Annotated in this window: 13 protein-coding genes; 2 read left to right on the forward strand and 11 right to left on the reverse strand. The window is 43.5% G+C overall.

Annotation, left to right across the window (positions count from 1 at the left end; all coding sequences use genetic code 11):
- Positions 1–108 precede the first annotated feature (108 nt).
- The 4 genes from NOM01_RS07170 to gabT form a co-directional block, all read right to left on the reverse strand.
- The gene (locus NOM01_RS07170) at positions 109–867 is read right to left on the reverse strand and encodes an amino acid ABC transporter ATP-binding protein (RefSeq protein ID WP_255747707.1); all 759 of its coding nucleotides are present in this window, start codon (positions 865–867) and stop codon (positions 109–111) included.
- A 4-nt stretch (positions 868–871) separates the two neighbouring features.
- The gene (locus NOM01_RS07175; RefSeq protein WP_255747646.1) at positions 872–1,579 is read right to left on the reverse strand and encodes an amino acid ABC transporter permease; all 708 of its coding nucleotides are present in this window, start codon (positions 1,577–1,579) and stop codon (positions 872–874) included.
- Positions 1,580–1,712: 133 nt separating this feature from the next.
- Positions 1,713–2,561, reverse strand: a complete 849-nt coding sequence (locus NOM01_RS07180; RefSeq protein WP_255747648.1) for a substrate-binding periplasmic protein — start codon at positions 2,559–2,561, stop codon at positions 1,713–1,715.
- A gap of 113 nt (positions 2,562–2,674) precedes the next feature.
- Positions 2,675–3,997, reverse strand: a complete 1,323-nt coding sequence (gabT, locus tag NOM01_RS07185; protein ID WP_255747649.1) for a 4-aminobutyrate--2-oxoglutarate transaminase — start codon at positions 3,995–3,997, stop codon at positions 2,675–2,677.
- A gap of 89 nt (positions 3,998–4,086) precedes the next feature.
- On the opposite strand from gabT, the gene gabR reads away from it, so the two are divergent.
- Positions 4,087–5,502: a MocR-like transcriptional regulator GabR gene (gabR, locus tag NOM01_RS07190; protein ID WP_255747651.1), complete on the forward strand. Its 1,416-nt coding sequence runs from the start codon at positions 4,087–4,089 to the stop codon at positions 5,500–5,502.
- Between the two features lie 63 nt (positions 5,503–5,565).
- The gene (gene mmuM / locus NOM01_RS07195) at positions 5,566–6,513 is read left to right on the forward strand and encodes a homocysteine S-methyltransferase (RefSeq protein WP_255747652.1); all 948 of its coding nucleotides are present in this window, start codon (positions 5,566–5,568) and stop codon (positions 6,511–6,513) included.
- Between the two features lie 175 nt (positions 6,514–6,688).
- Here the strand turns inward: mmuM and NOM01_RS07200 are convergent, their stop codons facing one another.
- The 7 genes from NOM01_RS07200 to NOM01_RS07230 all read right to left on the reverse strand — a co-directional run bounded on the left by NOM01_RS07200 (position 6,689) and on the right by NOM01_RS07230 (position 15,550).
- A complete protein-coding gene (locus NOM01_RS07200) occupies positions 6,689–7,009 on the reverse strand; it encodes a hypothetical protein (protein ID WP_255747653.1) in 321 nt (106 codons plus the stop codon).
- Positions 7,010–7,437: 428 nt separating this feature from the next.
- The gene (locus NOM01_RS07205; RefSeq protein WP_255747655.1) at positions 7,438–10,095 is read right to left on the reverse strand and encodes a calcium-translocating P-type ATPase, PMCA-type; all 2,658 of its coding nucleotides are present in this window, start codon (positions 10,093–10,095) and stop codon (positions 7,438–7,440) included.
- Positions 10,096–10,288: 193 nt separating this feature from the next.
- Complete coding sequence (locus NOM01_RS07210; protein ID WP_255747657.1) at positions 10,289–12,097, reverse strand: Ig-like domain-containing protein; 1,809 nt, start codon at positions 12,095–12,097, stop codon at positions 10,289–10,291.
- 385 nt (positions 12,098–12,482) lie between these two features.
- Positions 12,483–13,334, reverse strand: coding sequence for a DUF2785 domain-containing protein (locus tag NOM01_RS07215; protein WP_255747659.1), 852 nt, complete (start codon positions 13,332–13,334; stop codon positions 12,483–12,485).
- Positions 13,335–13,389: 55 nt separating this feature from the next.
- A complete protein-coding gene (locus NOM01_RS07220; protein ID WP_255747661.1) occupies positions 13,390–14,148 on the reverse strand; it encodes a metallophosphoesterase family protein in 759 nt (252 codons plus the stop codon).
- 54 nt (positions 14,149–14,202) lie between these two features.
- The gene (locus NOM01_RS07225) at positions 14,203–14,376 is read right to left on the reverse strand and encodes a hypothetical protein (RefSeq protein WP_255747663.1); all 174 of its coding nucleotides are present in this window, start codon (positions 14,374–14,376) and stop codon (positions 14,203–14,205) included.
- Positions 14,377–14,404: 28 nt separating this feature from the next.
- Entirely contained in the window at positions 14,405–15,550 is a 1,146-nt protein-coding gene (locus tag NOM01_RS07230; RefSeq protein WP_255747665.1) for a glycosyl hydrolase family 18 protein, read from the reverse strand.
- Between the last annotated feature and the right edge of the window lie 4 nt (positions 15,551–15,554).

Consider the following 15,554-nt stretch of genomic DNA (forward strand, 5'->3'; position numbering starts at 1 on the left):
GTGCTGTGACTTCAACGTTGCTCACAGGACGTGAGGTTATTAGTTGAAGATCCTTCTTGTTAGCAGAAGCACCTCACTACCTTTTTCCCGGACTTTTCGAAAATTCTCTTATACTTTTTCCGCTTCAGGGTGCAGTACTTGATTGATAAAGAGCTTGGTGCGCTCATGCTTCGGCGCGTTAAAGAGATCGCTCGGTTTTCCTTCTTCGACAACGGCACCTTTATCCATGAAAATAATACGATCTCCGATTTCTTCGGCAAAACGCATTTCATGCGTAACAAGTACCATGGTCATGCCTTCATCCGCGAGTTCGCGAATGACTTTAAGCACTTCACCGACTAATTCGGGATCCAGGGCAGATGTTGCTTCATCAAACAGCATAATATGCGGTTCCATCGCTAATGCGCGAGCAATAGCAACGCGTTGCTTTTGTCCGCCGGATAGCTGACTTGGATAGTGGTCCATTCGTTCGGCAAGACCCACTTTTTTCAAATAGTTCTCTGCAGTCTTCCTTGCCTCTTCCTTTGATTTTCTTCTTATTTTCACTTGTGCCGCCATCACATTCTCAACTGCAGTCATCATTGGGAAAAGGTTAAAGCTTTGAAATACCATGCCGATTTCTGTGCGAAGCTTAGCAACGCGTTTCTCATTATAGCGGCCGGACTTGTCTGCAAAATTCTCCCCTTCAACTTTGACTGTTCCTGATGTTGGGAGCTCCAAGCAATTCAAACAGCGAAGCAGCGTTGATTTTCCTGAGCCCGAAGGTCCGATAATCACGACAATTTCACCTTGATGAACATCCAGGTCAATCCCTTTTAAAATTTCCAGACTGCCAAACGATTTATGAAGCTGATTCACTTCGATCATTGGTTTAGGCATGTTTCGATAACCTCTTTTCTAACAGCCGCACGACTTGAGACAACGGCAAACTGAGAATCAGGTAAGCAACTGCGAGAATCGTATAGGACTCAATCGTTAAAAAGGTCTGTGACGCATAGGCTTGTGTGCGCAGCAATAATTCGTTGACCGTGATAAACGCAAGCAGCGATGTATCTTTAATCATCATAATCAGATAGTTACCAAATACAGGAATCGCCTGTCGTGTTGCTTGTGGAATCACAATAGACCACAAGGCCTGACGCTGCGTATAGCCCAGCGCAAGCGCCGCTTCTGTCTGTCCCTTGTCAATCGACAGAATCGCGGCACGCACCACTTCAGATAAGTAACAGCCGTAATTGATTCCTAATCCAAGTATTCCGGCGAAAAGCGGATTGAGCTGAAATTGATAATCCGGCATGAAAAATTGAGCAACTAAAGAGATAAGCAGGGGCACAACATAAAACATATACACAAGCTGAACAAGGAGCGGCGTCCCCCTGACAATTTCCAAAATAACAACCAATATGCCCTTTAGTACTTTTGAGTCCGATAAACGGCCCACTGCAATGAGTACACTTAGAATAACAGCCAGCAAGAATCCGCCTACTGTTGCTTCAAGAGCAATTAAAAGCCCTTGCCATAATTCCGGTGTCAGTTCTTTGATGGCTGTGGCAAAATCCAGATGACTCAAAATATCCATTCGTTACACCTCATTCGTCAATCAATTGTCTTGCATTCTGCAACCTTGCCCTTAACTTGAATTTCCCATACAAATAGCAGAAATCAGAGTTAGTCTTGTTGAAAGAATAACTCTGATTCAATCAATTTTAGTTTTATTTTTGAACGGGCACGTAATAGTTATCAGGCATTCCGTATTTCTTCAATAGATTCTTGATAAATCCGTTTTCTTTCAAAATATTAATTTGTTTGTTGATCGCGTTTACCAGCTTCGTGTCGCCCTTTCTTGCAGCAGCACCGATGTTTCCGGAAGCCTGCGGTGTATACGGATCAAGAATTTTTAATTTCAGCGATGGATCTTGTTTCAAGCTATAGGCAGCAACGGCACCATCAGTTACCAATGCATCAATCTTTCCTGTGTTTGCCGCAAGAAGCAAATCGGCTTGAGAACCGAACACATTAATTTGTTTGATTTTGCCTTCTTTTTTCAGCTTGTTCGCAAAGTCATAGAATGCTGTTCCTTTTTGTGCGCCGACCACTTTATCTTTCAGGTCATTAACACTTTTAATCGGTGAATTCTTCGGAATAACGAACGCTTCGCCCTCTGTATACCAAATTGTTGTGAACTTCGCTATTTTTTCTCTTTGCGGGTTAATATACATAGCATCCGTCACGAGATCGATATTCTTATTGTTTAATTCGAGGAGCAAGTTCTCAAACTTTGTCTGTTTCATTTCAACCTTTGGAATTCCTAAACGTTTGGCAACTTCTTTAATGATTTCAGCGTCGATACCGGTGAATTTTTTCGTCTTCTGGTCAATGAAAGCAAACGGCGCATCATTTGAAGACCCCACGACAAGGACTCCTTTTTTCTTTGCCGCCGCCAATGTGTCTGTCGTTTTACTTGAAGAAGAGCTGCCTGATTTGGAACTGCTTGAGCCACAAGCTGAAAGAATACCGACGAGCAATACAAGAATAAGTGCTGACATAAACCAACGTTTCATGAAAAAGACCTCCCCAGTTATTGAATTATTTAAGTTATATAATTAAATACAATTTTCAGTTATTCATATTTTGAATTCTACTAGTCATTGCTAGAAAAATCTATGCACCTTTTTTATTTTACAGTTTCCAGTGCTTCTTCAATTATATCCAATCCCTGAGCTAATTGGACTTCAGTAATCGTCAGCGGCGATAAGAAGCGAATACAATTGCCTTTCAATCCGGCATCAAGAAGAAGCAAACCATGCTGATTGGCATAGGCAACTATTTTCTTGGCCCGATCTTTATCCGGTTCTTTCGTCCCTTTGTCCTTAACAAATTCAACGGCTGCCATGGCGCCAAGTCTTCTAAAGTCACCGATAAATGAATAGGTTTGTGCCCACTCTTTCGCCCGTTCTTCAATGATCACGCCTATTTTTTCTGCTCGTTCAATAAGATGTTCTTCTTTAATAATATCGAGAACGGCTAATGCAGCAGCGCAAGCGATCGGGCTGCCGCAATAGGTGCCGCCGAGGGATCCCTTTAGATCGCATGCATCAAACAGTTCCGCTTTTCCGACGACACCGCTAAGTGGGAATCCTGCAGCAATCGATTTGGATACGGTCATAAGATCCGGAGCCACATCAAAATTTTCAATGGCAAACATTTTTCCTGTTCGAGCGAAACCGGCTTGAATTTCATCAGCGATAAATACAATCCCATGCTCGGTACAGAAATCGCGTACGTACGTAACAAAACGTTTCGACGGAATAATGAACCCGCCTTCACCTTGAACAGGTTCCATCACGATACAAGCAACCATTTCCGGAGCAACACTGCTTAAAAAGAAGTAATTAAACTTGTCAATGATATACTCGTCATACGCCTCTTCAGACATTCCTTCCGGTTTCCGATATGGATAAGGATAGGGCGCTTGATAGGTTTCGGGGGCGAACGGCCCGAAGCCGAATTTATAAGGCTTTACCTTGCTTGTCATGCCCATGGTCAAGTTTGTTCTGCCATGAAACGCACGATCAAATGTCACGACTGCTTGTCTGCCAGTATAGGCACGAGCAATTTTCACAGCATTTTCAACAGCCTCCGCGCCGGAGTTAAGCAAAAGTGCCTTTTTCGTAAAATCTCCCGGAGCAATTTCACACAAGCGTTGACATAGTTCAATATAGCCCGGATACATAATGACATTAAAGCCGGGATGGATAAAGTGCTCAAGCTCTTCTTTTACAGCACTGATAACTTTCGGATGACAATGTCCGACGTTTTGGACACCAATTGCTCCGGCAAAATCAATGAATTGATTGCCCTCAATATCGGTTACTAACGCTCCTTCCGCCTTTGCCGCAATATGGCGATTCCCATTTCCGACGGCAGCCGCAACAAATTGATCGCGCTTATCCTGCCAAACTTTTGTTAGATTTCCTTCCAATAATTCCTTTCCCAATGTTCTCACTCCTTTAATAGATATTTTGCTAATTTTTTGGTATTATGTATAGTATCAAAATTCAAATAATTATGGTGTCAGGAGTGCCTATGATCTCACTAACCATTCAATCTGATACTAAAAAAGAATATATTTACCGTCAAATCTACAAACAATTGAAAAAAGAGATCCTTCTTCACCATTTTCTTCCAAACGAAAAGCTTCCTTCCAAACGCGAGTTGGCACAAACATTACACGTTAGTGTCAACTCAGTTAACGGAGCCTATCAGCAGCTTCTCGAAGAAGGCTATATTTATGCTGTTGAGCGAAGCGGCTTTTACGTTGAAAAACTGGATACGATCCCGCTTTCTCAGAGCCTCCCGCAATCACTGGATCTTGATCTTGTTGAGGAAAAAGAATCGAAAAAAGATTGGATTTCCTTTTCACATATGTCTGTCGATCGATCAATCTTTCCATTTGACAGTTGGTTTTCGTGTGAGCATCGCGCACTGAAATTAAGCAGATTAGAGCTTAACGATGACTCATCACGCTTTCCGCAAGGCATATACTCGGTACGAAAAACAATTGCCCGCTTCCTGTCCATAGCTCGTGGTGTGAAATGTTTTCCGGAGCAGATTGTTTTAGGCGGCGGCACCCAGTTTCTCTTCTACATACTTCGCCACCTGTTTCAGGAAGACGCATTGTACGCGATGGAAAATCCGGGCTACCGGCGCATGTATGAATTACTGCAGATGGAACAGGTACGTCTTAGAACGATTCCGCTTGATAATAAAGGAATTTCTATTGATCTTCTCAAACAAATCAATCCAAACGTTGTCTATGTGACTCCGTCGCACCAGTTTCCCTCAGGTGTTGTGATGCCGATTTCGCGCCGTATCCAACTTTTGAATTGGGCTGCCGAAAAAGAAGATCGTTATATCATTGAAGATGATTACGATAGTGAATTTAAGTATGAAACGGATACGATTCCATCCCTCCAAGGCCTCGACAGCTACGGGCGAGTCATTTATTTCGGCACGTTTTCCAAGTCACTGCTGCCTGGTTTACGTTTGAGTTACATGATTCTTCCGCAAAAGCTGCTTAAAAAATACAGAGAGCGCTGCAGCTTCATTATGTCAACGAGCAACGCTCTGGGGCAATTGACCTTGAAGCAATTTATTGATTCAGGTGAATACCGCAAGCACATCAAACACATGAAACAAGTGTATATTGAACGGCAAAAGAAATTGATTGATGCATTGAAAAAGCGCTTTGACTCAGCTATTACGATGCACGGTGCAAACGCCGGTCTTCATTTCACTGCAGAATTTGATACACCTCGTACAATTGATGATATCGCTGAACGTGCGCGTGCAGCCAAAATAGAGCTCTATAATCTCAAGCCCTATTGCCTTGATGGCAGCTATCTCTACGCGCGGCCGGCCTTTATTTTAGGTTTTGCAAACCTATCTGTTGATAAAATCGAGGAAGGTGTAGAACGCCTCTACCATGCCATTTTTGAATGATGGGGCGAGTTTTGTATAATGTTACTGACTGATTTATCAAGCCAGACAGAAAGAAGGCCTCCTATGCGAAGCAGTATCCGTGACCTGATGAACCAATACACCCCAATCATTTTAGATGGTGCAATGGCAACTGAAATTGAGAAGCAGGGGATCACGATCGACAGCGAGCTGTGGTCAGCGGCCACCATTCATGACCATCCTGAAAGCATTAAAAAAGTGCATCTGGATTATTTTCGAGCTGGTGCCGATGTCGCAACGACCAATACTTATCAGGCAACATTAGCCGGATTTCAGCAAAGCGGTTATACAGAACTCGAGGCGGAGCAGTTCATTCAAGATGCCGTAAGCATCGCGATTCAGGCCCGCTCCGAATTTTGGGAAGGACTTAGCGCTGAACAAAAACAAACACGTCCCTATCCACTCGTTGCAGGAAGTGTTGGTCCCTATGGCGCATATCTTGCCGACGGATCGGAATACACAGGGGATTATGCCTTAAATGACGCCGGCTATCGGATGTTCCATCGTTCGAGAATGCAGTTGTTAAAAGAAGCCGGAACAGATCTGTTCGCGTTTGAGACAATGCCCAATTTTGATGAAACCAAAGTGTTGGCCGGCATGCTGAAGGATGAGTTTCCCGAGGAAGAAGCCTGGCCCTCGTTCAGTCTCGCTGACAATGCGCATCTGTGTGACGGAACTCCACTTGCCGAAGCGGTGTCCTTTTTTAACGCCTTTGATCAAATTACGGCGATCGGCGTGAATTGCATTGCAATGAATCGAGTTGAACCGGCGATCAAGGTTATTCGCCAAGTGACGGACAAGCCGATCGTGGTCTATCCAAACTCCGGTGAACACTACCATCCACTGACCAAGCAATGGGAAGCGGCTAAAATGCAGGAAAGTTACGGATCAGCATCCAAAGCATGGTTCAAAGCCGGCGCGTCGCTTATTGGCGGCTGCTGCCGTACATCACCGGAAAACATACGGCAAATTGCTGAATGGGCGCGAGCATAAGAACAAGCAAAAGAAATTGAATGCCTCATGCACAGGACATCTTTGTGCTATGTTGACTAACCCAATTCGTCTATTCAGTATTTGTGCTGTGCGCAGCAAAACGGTCTCCTGCAAAGATTCATCATGGAATTAGATAAATTTATTTTCTTGAATGAGGTTTCAACAGATAGAATAATTACCTGACTTGAGTTGACTTTATCTTTGTTTTTAAGATCAAACCCCACCAAAAAAATAGATATAAGAAACCAGCAACCGGATAGATGGCAGCAATTGATCCTCGTCCTATCTGATTAATCAACCATTCAAATTCATTAAAACTTTCTGCACGTCCTAAGGCAATCCACAAAAACATTAACGGTGCTGTTAAAAGCATAAGGAGCGCAACTAAAGAGTAGCCTATAAATTTCTTTTGAAAAAGGGAAAAGAGTATGCCAAGTAAAGACGTGAGCAAAAACAAATAGTAAATGACCAATACCCAGACGGGTAAAGTTTCCATTAAGTTCACCCTTCCTTAAAATATTATTAACTTGAAATTCCTATTTTTCTGGACTTCAGCTTTAGATTGAGAATAGCTCAATCATTACCGATTTAACGAAATGAATGTTTGTTATCAGCTGTTTTTACTTAACCGATTTAGGGCTGCTTCGTATTTTCAATAATGGAGTAAAACTGTAGGATTCTGTAGAGGAAACAACCATTTTAAGAAGTTTGTGAATAAATCAGTTTATGAATGTATTTGAGTATTCGTTTGTCCTTCAACAACTTAATTATAAACATCAATAAACTGCGCTAACAATATGATTTACAGACTCTCAACAAACACGTAACAAACTCAGTCATACGTAAACCATGACCCGACCATAGAAAAAAACAGGCATGCTCTAGACGGAGCTTACCTGCCTTAATCAATTTTATTTATTTAACTTACCTGCTCTTTGCGCGCATCCCGATCTTGATCAATTCATTGACCACAAGCGGGATTAAAGCGAACAAAATGACGATGACCCAATCTTGCAACGACAGCATCTGAACATGGAATGCTGCGGCCAAGAACGGAACGGAGATCACAGCGAATTGAAGGACAATCCCCAGCAGGATTGCGCCGATCAAATATTTATTCGAGAACAGCCCCACTTGGAAAATGGACTTGGATGCGCTCCGCATCGACAATGAGTAGAACAGCTGGGATACGGCAAGCACAACAAACGCCATTGTTTCCGCATAGGTCAGGACATCTTCCGGAATTGAACCGGACCACAGCTGGTAGCCATGTTCGCTTAATCCAAAGTAGAAAGCGACTAAAGTCAGAATACCGATTAATGATCCGCCAATAACTGCCCGCATGGCTGCTCCTCCAGCGAAGAAGCTTTCCTTCGGATCACGCGGCTTTTTACTCATCACATCTTTGTCTCCGGGATCGACGCCAAGCGCAATTGCCGGAAATGTGTCGGTAATGAGGTTTATCCATAAAATTTGCGTCGGAAGAAGCGGCATCGGCCAGAAGAAGAGTACCGAAGCAAGTATAGCAACAATTTCTCCAAGGTTGCAGGAGAGCAGAAAAACAACGGATTTTTTAATATTGTTATAAATATTACGTCCTTCGCGAATCGCTGAAACAATGGTTGTAAAATTATCGTCGGTCAGGATCATATCGCTCGCGCCTTTAGAAACATCTGTACCGGTAATTCCCATGGCGACACCGATATCCGCATTTTTCAGCGATGGTGCGTCATTGACACCGTCGCCGGTCATCGAAACAATATTTCCGTGCGATTGAAATGCTTTTACGATCTTAACTTTATGTTCCGGAGAAACCCGTGAAAACACGCGATAATGACCGATTTTTTCGTTCAATTCTTCATCAGTCATTGAGTCGATCTCGCTGCCCGAAACGGTTTGTGCCAGTGACGTTGCCATACCGAGCTGCATGGCGATCGCTGCTGCTGTGTGCTGATGATCGCCGGTAATCATGATCGGTGTAATCCCTGCTTGTTTCGCCTGATGGATCGCATCTTTAACCTCAAGTCTAGGCGGATCAATCATGCCTACGAGTCCAAGCACAGTCAAATCCTTTTCCATGACATCAGCATCAATCATTTCATCGGTATCTTTGTATGCCGCACCAAGAACACGAAGCGCTTGGTCAGACATTTCTTCCGCTGCTCTGAGGTAATCCGCTTTTAGCTCATCTGTCAGAGGAACCTTTTCCCCATTAACCAACGCATGAGAAGAGATTTTTAAAATGTTGTCAAATGCACCTTTTGTGTGTACACGATAATGGCTGCCTTCCTTATTCAGTGTAGACATCAGCTTGCGGTCGGAATCAAACGGATTTTCCGCCACACGTGCATGTCCCACCTCCAATTCGCGTTTCGGCGAATGAAACTTTTCACCAAGTTCAAGCAAGGCAATTTCCGTCGGGTCACCGGTGCCCTCACCATTAATAAGTGTGGCATCGGTACACAGCACCATCGTTTGAATCAGTTTTCGTTCCGTACCCTCATCGGCTGTCGCAGTTCCTTCATTCGGCACATCAAGAAATTTGCGATGTGTATACAGGTGGAGCACCGTCATTTTGTTCTGCGTCAGTGTCCCCGTTTTATCCGAACAAATAATGTTGACCGATCCCAGTGTTTCAACTGCAGGCAAGCGTTTCACAATGGCATTGATCCGCGACATGCGCGTCACACCGAGTGCCAATACGATCGCAACAATAGCAGGCAGCCCTTCCGGAATCGCTGCAACAGCCAAACTGATCGCGGTCAGGAACATCTCAAAAAGATCGCGCTTTTGAATCAGCGCAATAACGAAAATGAGCACGCAGATGCCGATGGCAATATACCCAAGCGTTTTACCAAGCTCTGCAAGACGTTTCTGCAACGGCGTCATATCCGTTTGCGTCTCATCAAGTCCCTTGGCGATCTTGCCGATTTCCGTATTCATTCCTGTGCCAACAACAACACCTTCCGCACGCCCATAGGTCACAAGAGTGGACATAAAAGCCATATTAGCTAAATCGCCAAGCGGCGTTTTGGGGTCCTCAAAAACATGTGCGGCATTCTTTTCCGACGGAACAGACTCCCCCGTCAGAGCCGATTCTTCAATCTGCAGATTGACGCTTTCGATCAACCGAAGATCAGCCGGAATATAGCGTCCTGCATCTAAAACTACAATGTCTCCGGGAACAATATTTTTTGAATCAATTTCAATGACATCGCCATTTCGACGAACAAGCGCACGCGGTGTCGTCATTTTCTGAAGTGCTTCAATCGCTTTTTCTGCCTTAAATTCTTGGAATACACCAATGATTGCATTCAGAATAACAACAAGCAAAATGATGACTGAATCGGTGTATTCGCCAATGAGGAGTGTAATTACTGCCGCACCAAGCAAGACGTATATCAACATATCTTTCAGCTGAGAAAAAAACAGAGCAACAATACTTTTCTTTGGTTTGCTTTTTAATTTATTTTCTCCATAGGTTCCAAGCCTTGACTGTACTTCCGCGTCCGTCAAACCTTGTCTTTGATTGACCTGAAGCTCATTTAATACCTGTTCAGCGTCTTTGGAAAACCAACTCACGTTCGCTACACCATCCTTATCTCGCCACTAATCTATTCTCTTATCTTTACCCCATTTTCAATTCTCACAACCGGATTGACCAATTTTTTTTCTGCGATTCGTCCATACTTTTTGAGTGTATGAAAAAATTCCGGATTCTACACCGGAATTTTTAAACACGTTCGACTATTACGTTTTTATGAGTAACCCATTATTAAAACACAGTAAAGGTTCGAGTAAGACTTTTATTTCCCGCCCGATCTTGAGCATAAACTGTCAGTTTCTTTCCCTTTTTTTGTTTTTGGTACAGCTTAATACTGTACTTACCGTGAGTATTTGCAGCCACAGCACCAAGCTTTTTTTTGCCATACCGAACCGTAACACGTGCACCAGGTTCCGCTGTTCCCTGTATTTTCAACTGCTGATGATAAAAACGATAGACAATTGGCTCCGCCGGAGGTGTCTGATCTTTAACTGTTATTTTCTTTGATTGGCCCGCGTTTCCGCTGGTATCCGCCGCAAACACATCAAGTACCGTCCCGGCTTTCTGCCTTCCGATAGTGGCTTGGAAATGTCCGGTGGCGTCCGCCTTGCACTTAGCTAATAATCCGGCTTTGCCGACGATGGCAATGACTGCTCCAGGTTCTGAATTACCTCTAAGCTGTGAATCCTTATCTCCAAATGGAGCAATGCGCGGCTGTCTTGGAGCATCACGATCTTCCTGGCGTTCAGCAAGATTTGAATAAGTAATAGGTGCACCTTTTTCATTTGGGATCGATGCGGCACTGTTAACAATGATCGCACCGCCGCCTCTGAGCTTTGGTGCTTTTGATTTACCGTTATAGACCTTCTTTTTCAACTGTTGAAACCCAGCAATTCCATGAAAGCCATAAGGGCCGTCCGCCTGGTTCAAATAAAGGGCTTTGCGAAAATTACTCATGAATTGTCCGAAAGACATAGCCGGGCTGATATAATCATGAATTACGTCTTGGACAGCCCGATAATTATTGTGCGGATCTTGGATGATCCGTTTAAACAAATCATCCGGTTGACCGCATTGTATATATAGGTATTGCACAAAGAGATACGAGAGTGAATAGTTCGCCAAATTGTCACCAGAATCATCCCAGTAAAGCAGTGACTTGCCATTCGCTATGGAGCTGGATTCATTATAATAATCAATTCGATCGTCAAGCGGCTTTTTCGCCAACAATTGTTCTGCAGCAAGCGACAGCCCTTCATCAAGCCATGTGTCCATCTCATCCTTTTTCTCAACAAGCACATTTTGGTTATAATTGATGAGATGCTGAAACTCGTGTACCAGCGTCGAATAAGCGAGCGACACTTTTTTATGTTTGCTTGAACCAAGCGACGGATACGTATCGACATACACGATTTCGCTACGATTTGATTTCTTCCCATTATATAAATCATTTGGGTCAAAATAGCCCGACGCAAAACCGCCATTTTGCTCCGCCGAACCATCCTTTATATCAAAGCAAAGCAGATTAATTTTTCCATCGTGATCCACATCAGAGGGTGCTCCGAAATAACGATTGTCCAGCGGAAAAATAGTTTGATCAAACGTCTTACCAAGCGTTTCCGCATCCTTTTTTGTCAGCTGGTTTCCGTTCACCCACACCTTGGTGTGCTGACCCACGTAGCTTAATTTCGCTGTAATTTGGTATCGCTTATCCGTCGACAGATCGGATACCCAGAATTTTTTACCCGAACCCACTTTAATGCTTTTTTTCTTTTGCGATGTATGATTCAATGGATTATATTTTGCTCGAATCTTTAGCGGCTGCACATAATCAAGCCGGTAAGAGGCCCTTTGCAGCTTTTTGTTTTTCGCATAGCTTTTATTATTAATACTGAAGTTCCCTGTACTTTCCGTTTTGTAGCCGTTCGCAGATTCATTGCTGATCAGTACCGTACCGTCAGCTGCGCGTGCCGGGACTGCGGGAGTCAAAAGAAACAATGCCATGAGAATTAGAACTATTCGCTGTATGAAACGGCTCATCAAAACGCTCCTCCCCCGGCTGATAAACTCAAAAACTCGCATTCTTGTATCTTGTTAAAGTGTACTTAATCTCATGCGCAAACTCAACTGTGAACTGATTTCAAGATCGGAATAGCTACCGTATTTAATTTGCTATATAATTATTATGTATCCCCTTACAAAAAAGGATGAGTAAATATGACTCCTAAAAAGAAATCTCTGAACACGATCATTGGCAATTTTGTTATGTGCATCTTATGGTTTTTGTTCGCTGCCACTTTAATCGCTTCGTTCATTCTTTGGCTGTACACAAAAAATCCGCTTTCCATCATAAGCGGAATAATCTGCGCGTGCGGTATCCTTTTCAACATATATCTTAGCAAACGTGCCAAAGTTGACGAGTCCATCAAAAATAAGGGTTAAATGCATGCTCCAAATGCATAAGCGCATCGTCTGCCTCTTGATCGAGCAACGAAGCATTTTTCAGTCTGAAATAGACGCATCGTACAAAATGCTTCATGTTCACTCTTTGAATGAGATACTTGCGAAACGCTGAGGCATGAACGGATTGATTTGGCTTCTGTAAATCAACATTGCGCAGCCACTTAATCAGTACGGAGACCATTATTTTTTTCGAAGTCACCATACTTAGAACCGCTGTCGCCATTCGTTCATCCTCTTCCGCATCAAACACGGTCGGTGCATTTCGAAGCATGGTCATCAAGCTGCTCCAAATGACGATGCATTCGGATTCTCCTACGAATCGGTTTTGTGCACATTCATCAAGCGCGTCACTGATATGCGCAGGCGCGTGTGCCCATCCTTTTCCTTCAACAAAGCTACGATAATCCTTTTCCAATGCACAATAATGATTCAACTGCCGAAGCAACTCCATATATTCCTGTCGACCGATAAAAGGCTCTTGATTATCCCGATATAAAATCAACGCAATAAGCAATGCTGAGAAGGATCTCAGAAACACGTGATCCGACAGCTCTTCACCGACTTCATAAAAAAGCAACCGTTCTGAAAGTGTTCGATTAAGAATCGTCATGAGCTGCTTTCCATCAAGCAGCTTGAACTCAATCAGCCATTTTGAAAGAATGGTATACCCAAGATCATCTCTTAAATCACTATCTGTGGAATGAAGAGCACGCATTACGTACTCAACCGCTTCAAAATCAGAGAATCCTTCTGGCACATGAAAATCACTATTTTTGATTTCAATAAGCTTGTCCTTTAATTCAGTATCGGTCATCTTGTCCCCTCGCGAATCTTTATTTGATTGATTCATTTGGAACGCTTTTTTCTATTTAATTCGCCAGATTCTCCAAGAAGATCATGGACTTTTCTTCATTTGGAACGTGAATGACATTTGTATTAATAAAATCTTCCGCATCCGGACTATGTGCTTCTCTTATCTCTAAGGCAGCCTGTTCAAAATCATATGTGGTTCGTTTGAATTCGATTTGATCCGAATCGATGAGCAGCCAATAGGCTCCAGGCTGTTTTGCAAACGGCATACCCACGCTGCCTGAATTAAAAATTTTTGTTTTCTCAAGTTTCATTTCGTACTGAATATGCGTATGGCCGCACACAACGATGGACTGCTCCACTTCAGCGAACAGTTTATTGATTCTTTTTTTCGGCGATAAAGGTGTAAAAATATCGTGATCGTTCTCGGGTGTCGCATGGCAAAAAAGTACATCGCCAAGTTCATCCACATGAATACTTGTGACATCGTCCAAATTTGAAAGAAAATCAAGTTGTTTACCTGTTAAACTGTTTGCGACCCATTTTGTCGTTACTCGACCTTCTTCTGACATATGAAGCAACGGTGCTCCCTTTGATGCGTCAACAACTTCACGGTCACCATTTCCTCTAATAAATGTGATGTTTGTTTTATTCCGCAAATTTAAAAGGCAGTTTAATGTTTGAACAGGCATCGGCCCGGAAACCATGTCGCCACCAATAATGATCCTGTCCGGCCTCACCCGATCTAGCTCATCAAGGACCGTTTTCAGCGCAGGAAAATTTCCATGAATATCATAGAGTGCAGCAATCTTCATCATCACGTTCCTCCTCTTACTTAGTCAATTATAGGAACGCAAATTTCATTAAATTTGTTACATCATGAATTGTTCATTGATTGATGAAGATACCTTAATAACCATCTGATCCATTAAAACATCATTCACATGTTCATGATCAGACAGCTTGGTTTCATGAATTTTCCGTCCTTCTTCCATGAAGCTCATGGGAATCAACGACCGGATCATCAACCCTGCCTCTTCGGCCATTATGGCATCTCTTAACCACGCTAATGATTCAAAGCCATTTACCAACGCTAAAATTACTTTCCAGTAACGCCCAATTCTCCGGATAGGGAAAGCCTAAAGCCCAATAGCTGATCCCGCGCAGATTATATAATCGGACAAGATCAAATTTCGCTTGTGCACTGCGTGCATCTTCAAACCATACTTCATGTGTACGCCCGCTGGCATCCACATACATGTAAAAAGGTGATTGCGCGGTTTCATTGAACTGAATACTTACACCGTTAAAAATGGCGCGTTCAAGTGCTTCTTTTGGACTGAAAGTTTCTGCTTCCTGTCCCTCTTTGTGCGGGAGCAGCCAATCTCGAGCGTACGTTTCAAACCCAAGCGAAATTTTACTTGCCGGCATCACCGATAAAGCGTACTCAACCACGCGTTTCATTTCATTAACCGGCGATATGGCTTGAGGCGGACCAAAACGATATCCCCACTCGTAGGTCATTAAGACAACAAAATCGACAATTCGGCCATGCGCTTCATAATCATACGCAGTGTATTCCGCACGCGGTTGATCGATGGCTGTTTTCGGCATAACCGCTGTAGATACGCTGAACCCAAGCGGATGCAGTCGGTCGACAACAAATTGTAAAAAATCATTGAACCCTTGCCGATCCTCAGGTCGCACACTTTCAAAATCAATGTTCAAACCGCGGTAACCCTTTTGCTGCATGACACGAATAACCGATGATACCAAATTTTCGCGTGCTGACGATGACGTGAAAATTGCATGAGCGACATCAGCGCCTGATTCATTTAGCGAGAAATTAACAATTGGCATAAGAGGCACGATGCTGTGCGCATAGGCAGCAGCTATGGATTCCTGATCGTCCAAATTATCCAAGTTGCCAGCCTCCGTTACATGATAAGCAAACGGCAGCACAGTCGAAAGAAGACCGTTCCGCTGAACAATTTCGGCAGCAGCTTCTTTTACCGGCTGATACGTATAAGCGTTGACTTCAATGACCGGTCGTTCAGGTGCGAAAACCGGCGGCATGGACGGAATGACCAGCGCCTGTCCCGGGACGAGCCGCTCCGGATAAGCTAATCCATTTAACGCAACAATGCTGACAAGCGGCACTTGATAATGTTGAGCAATTCCCCATAATGATTCACCGCTTTGCACGACGTGGATGTCCATGATT

Origin of the sequence: Sporolactobacillus sp. STSJ-5 (assembly GCF_024385605.1) — a bacterium.
GTDB lineage: Bacteria > Bacillota > Bacilli > Bacillales > Sporolactobacillaceae > Sporolactobacillus.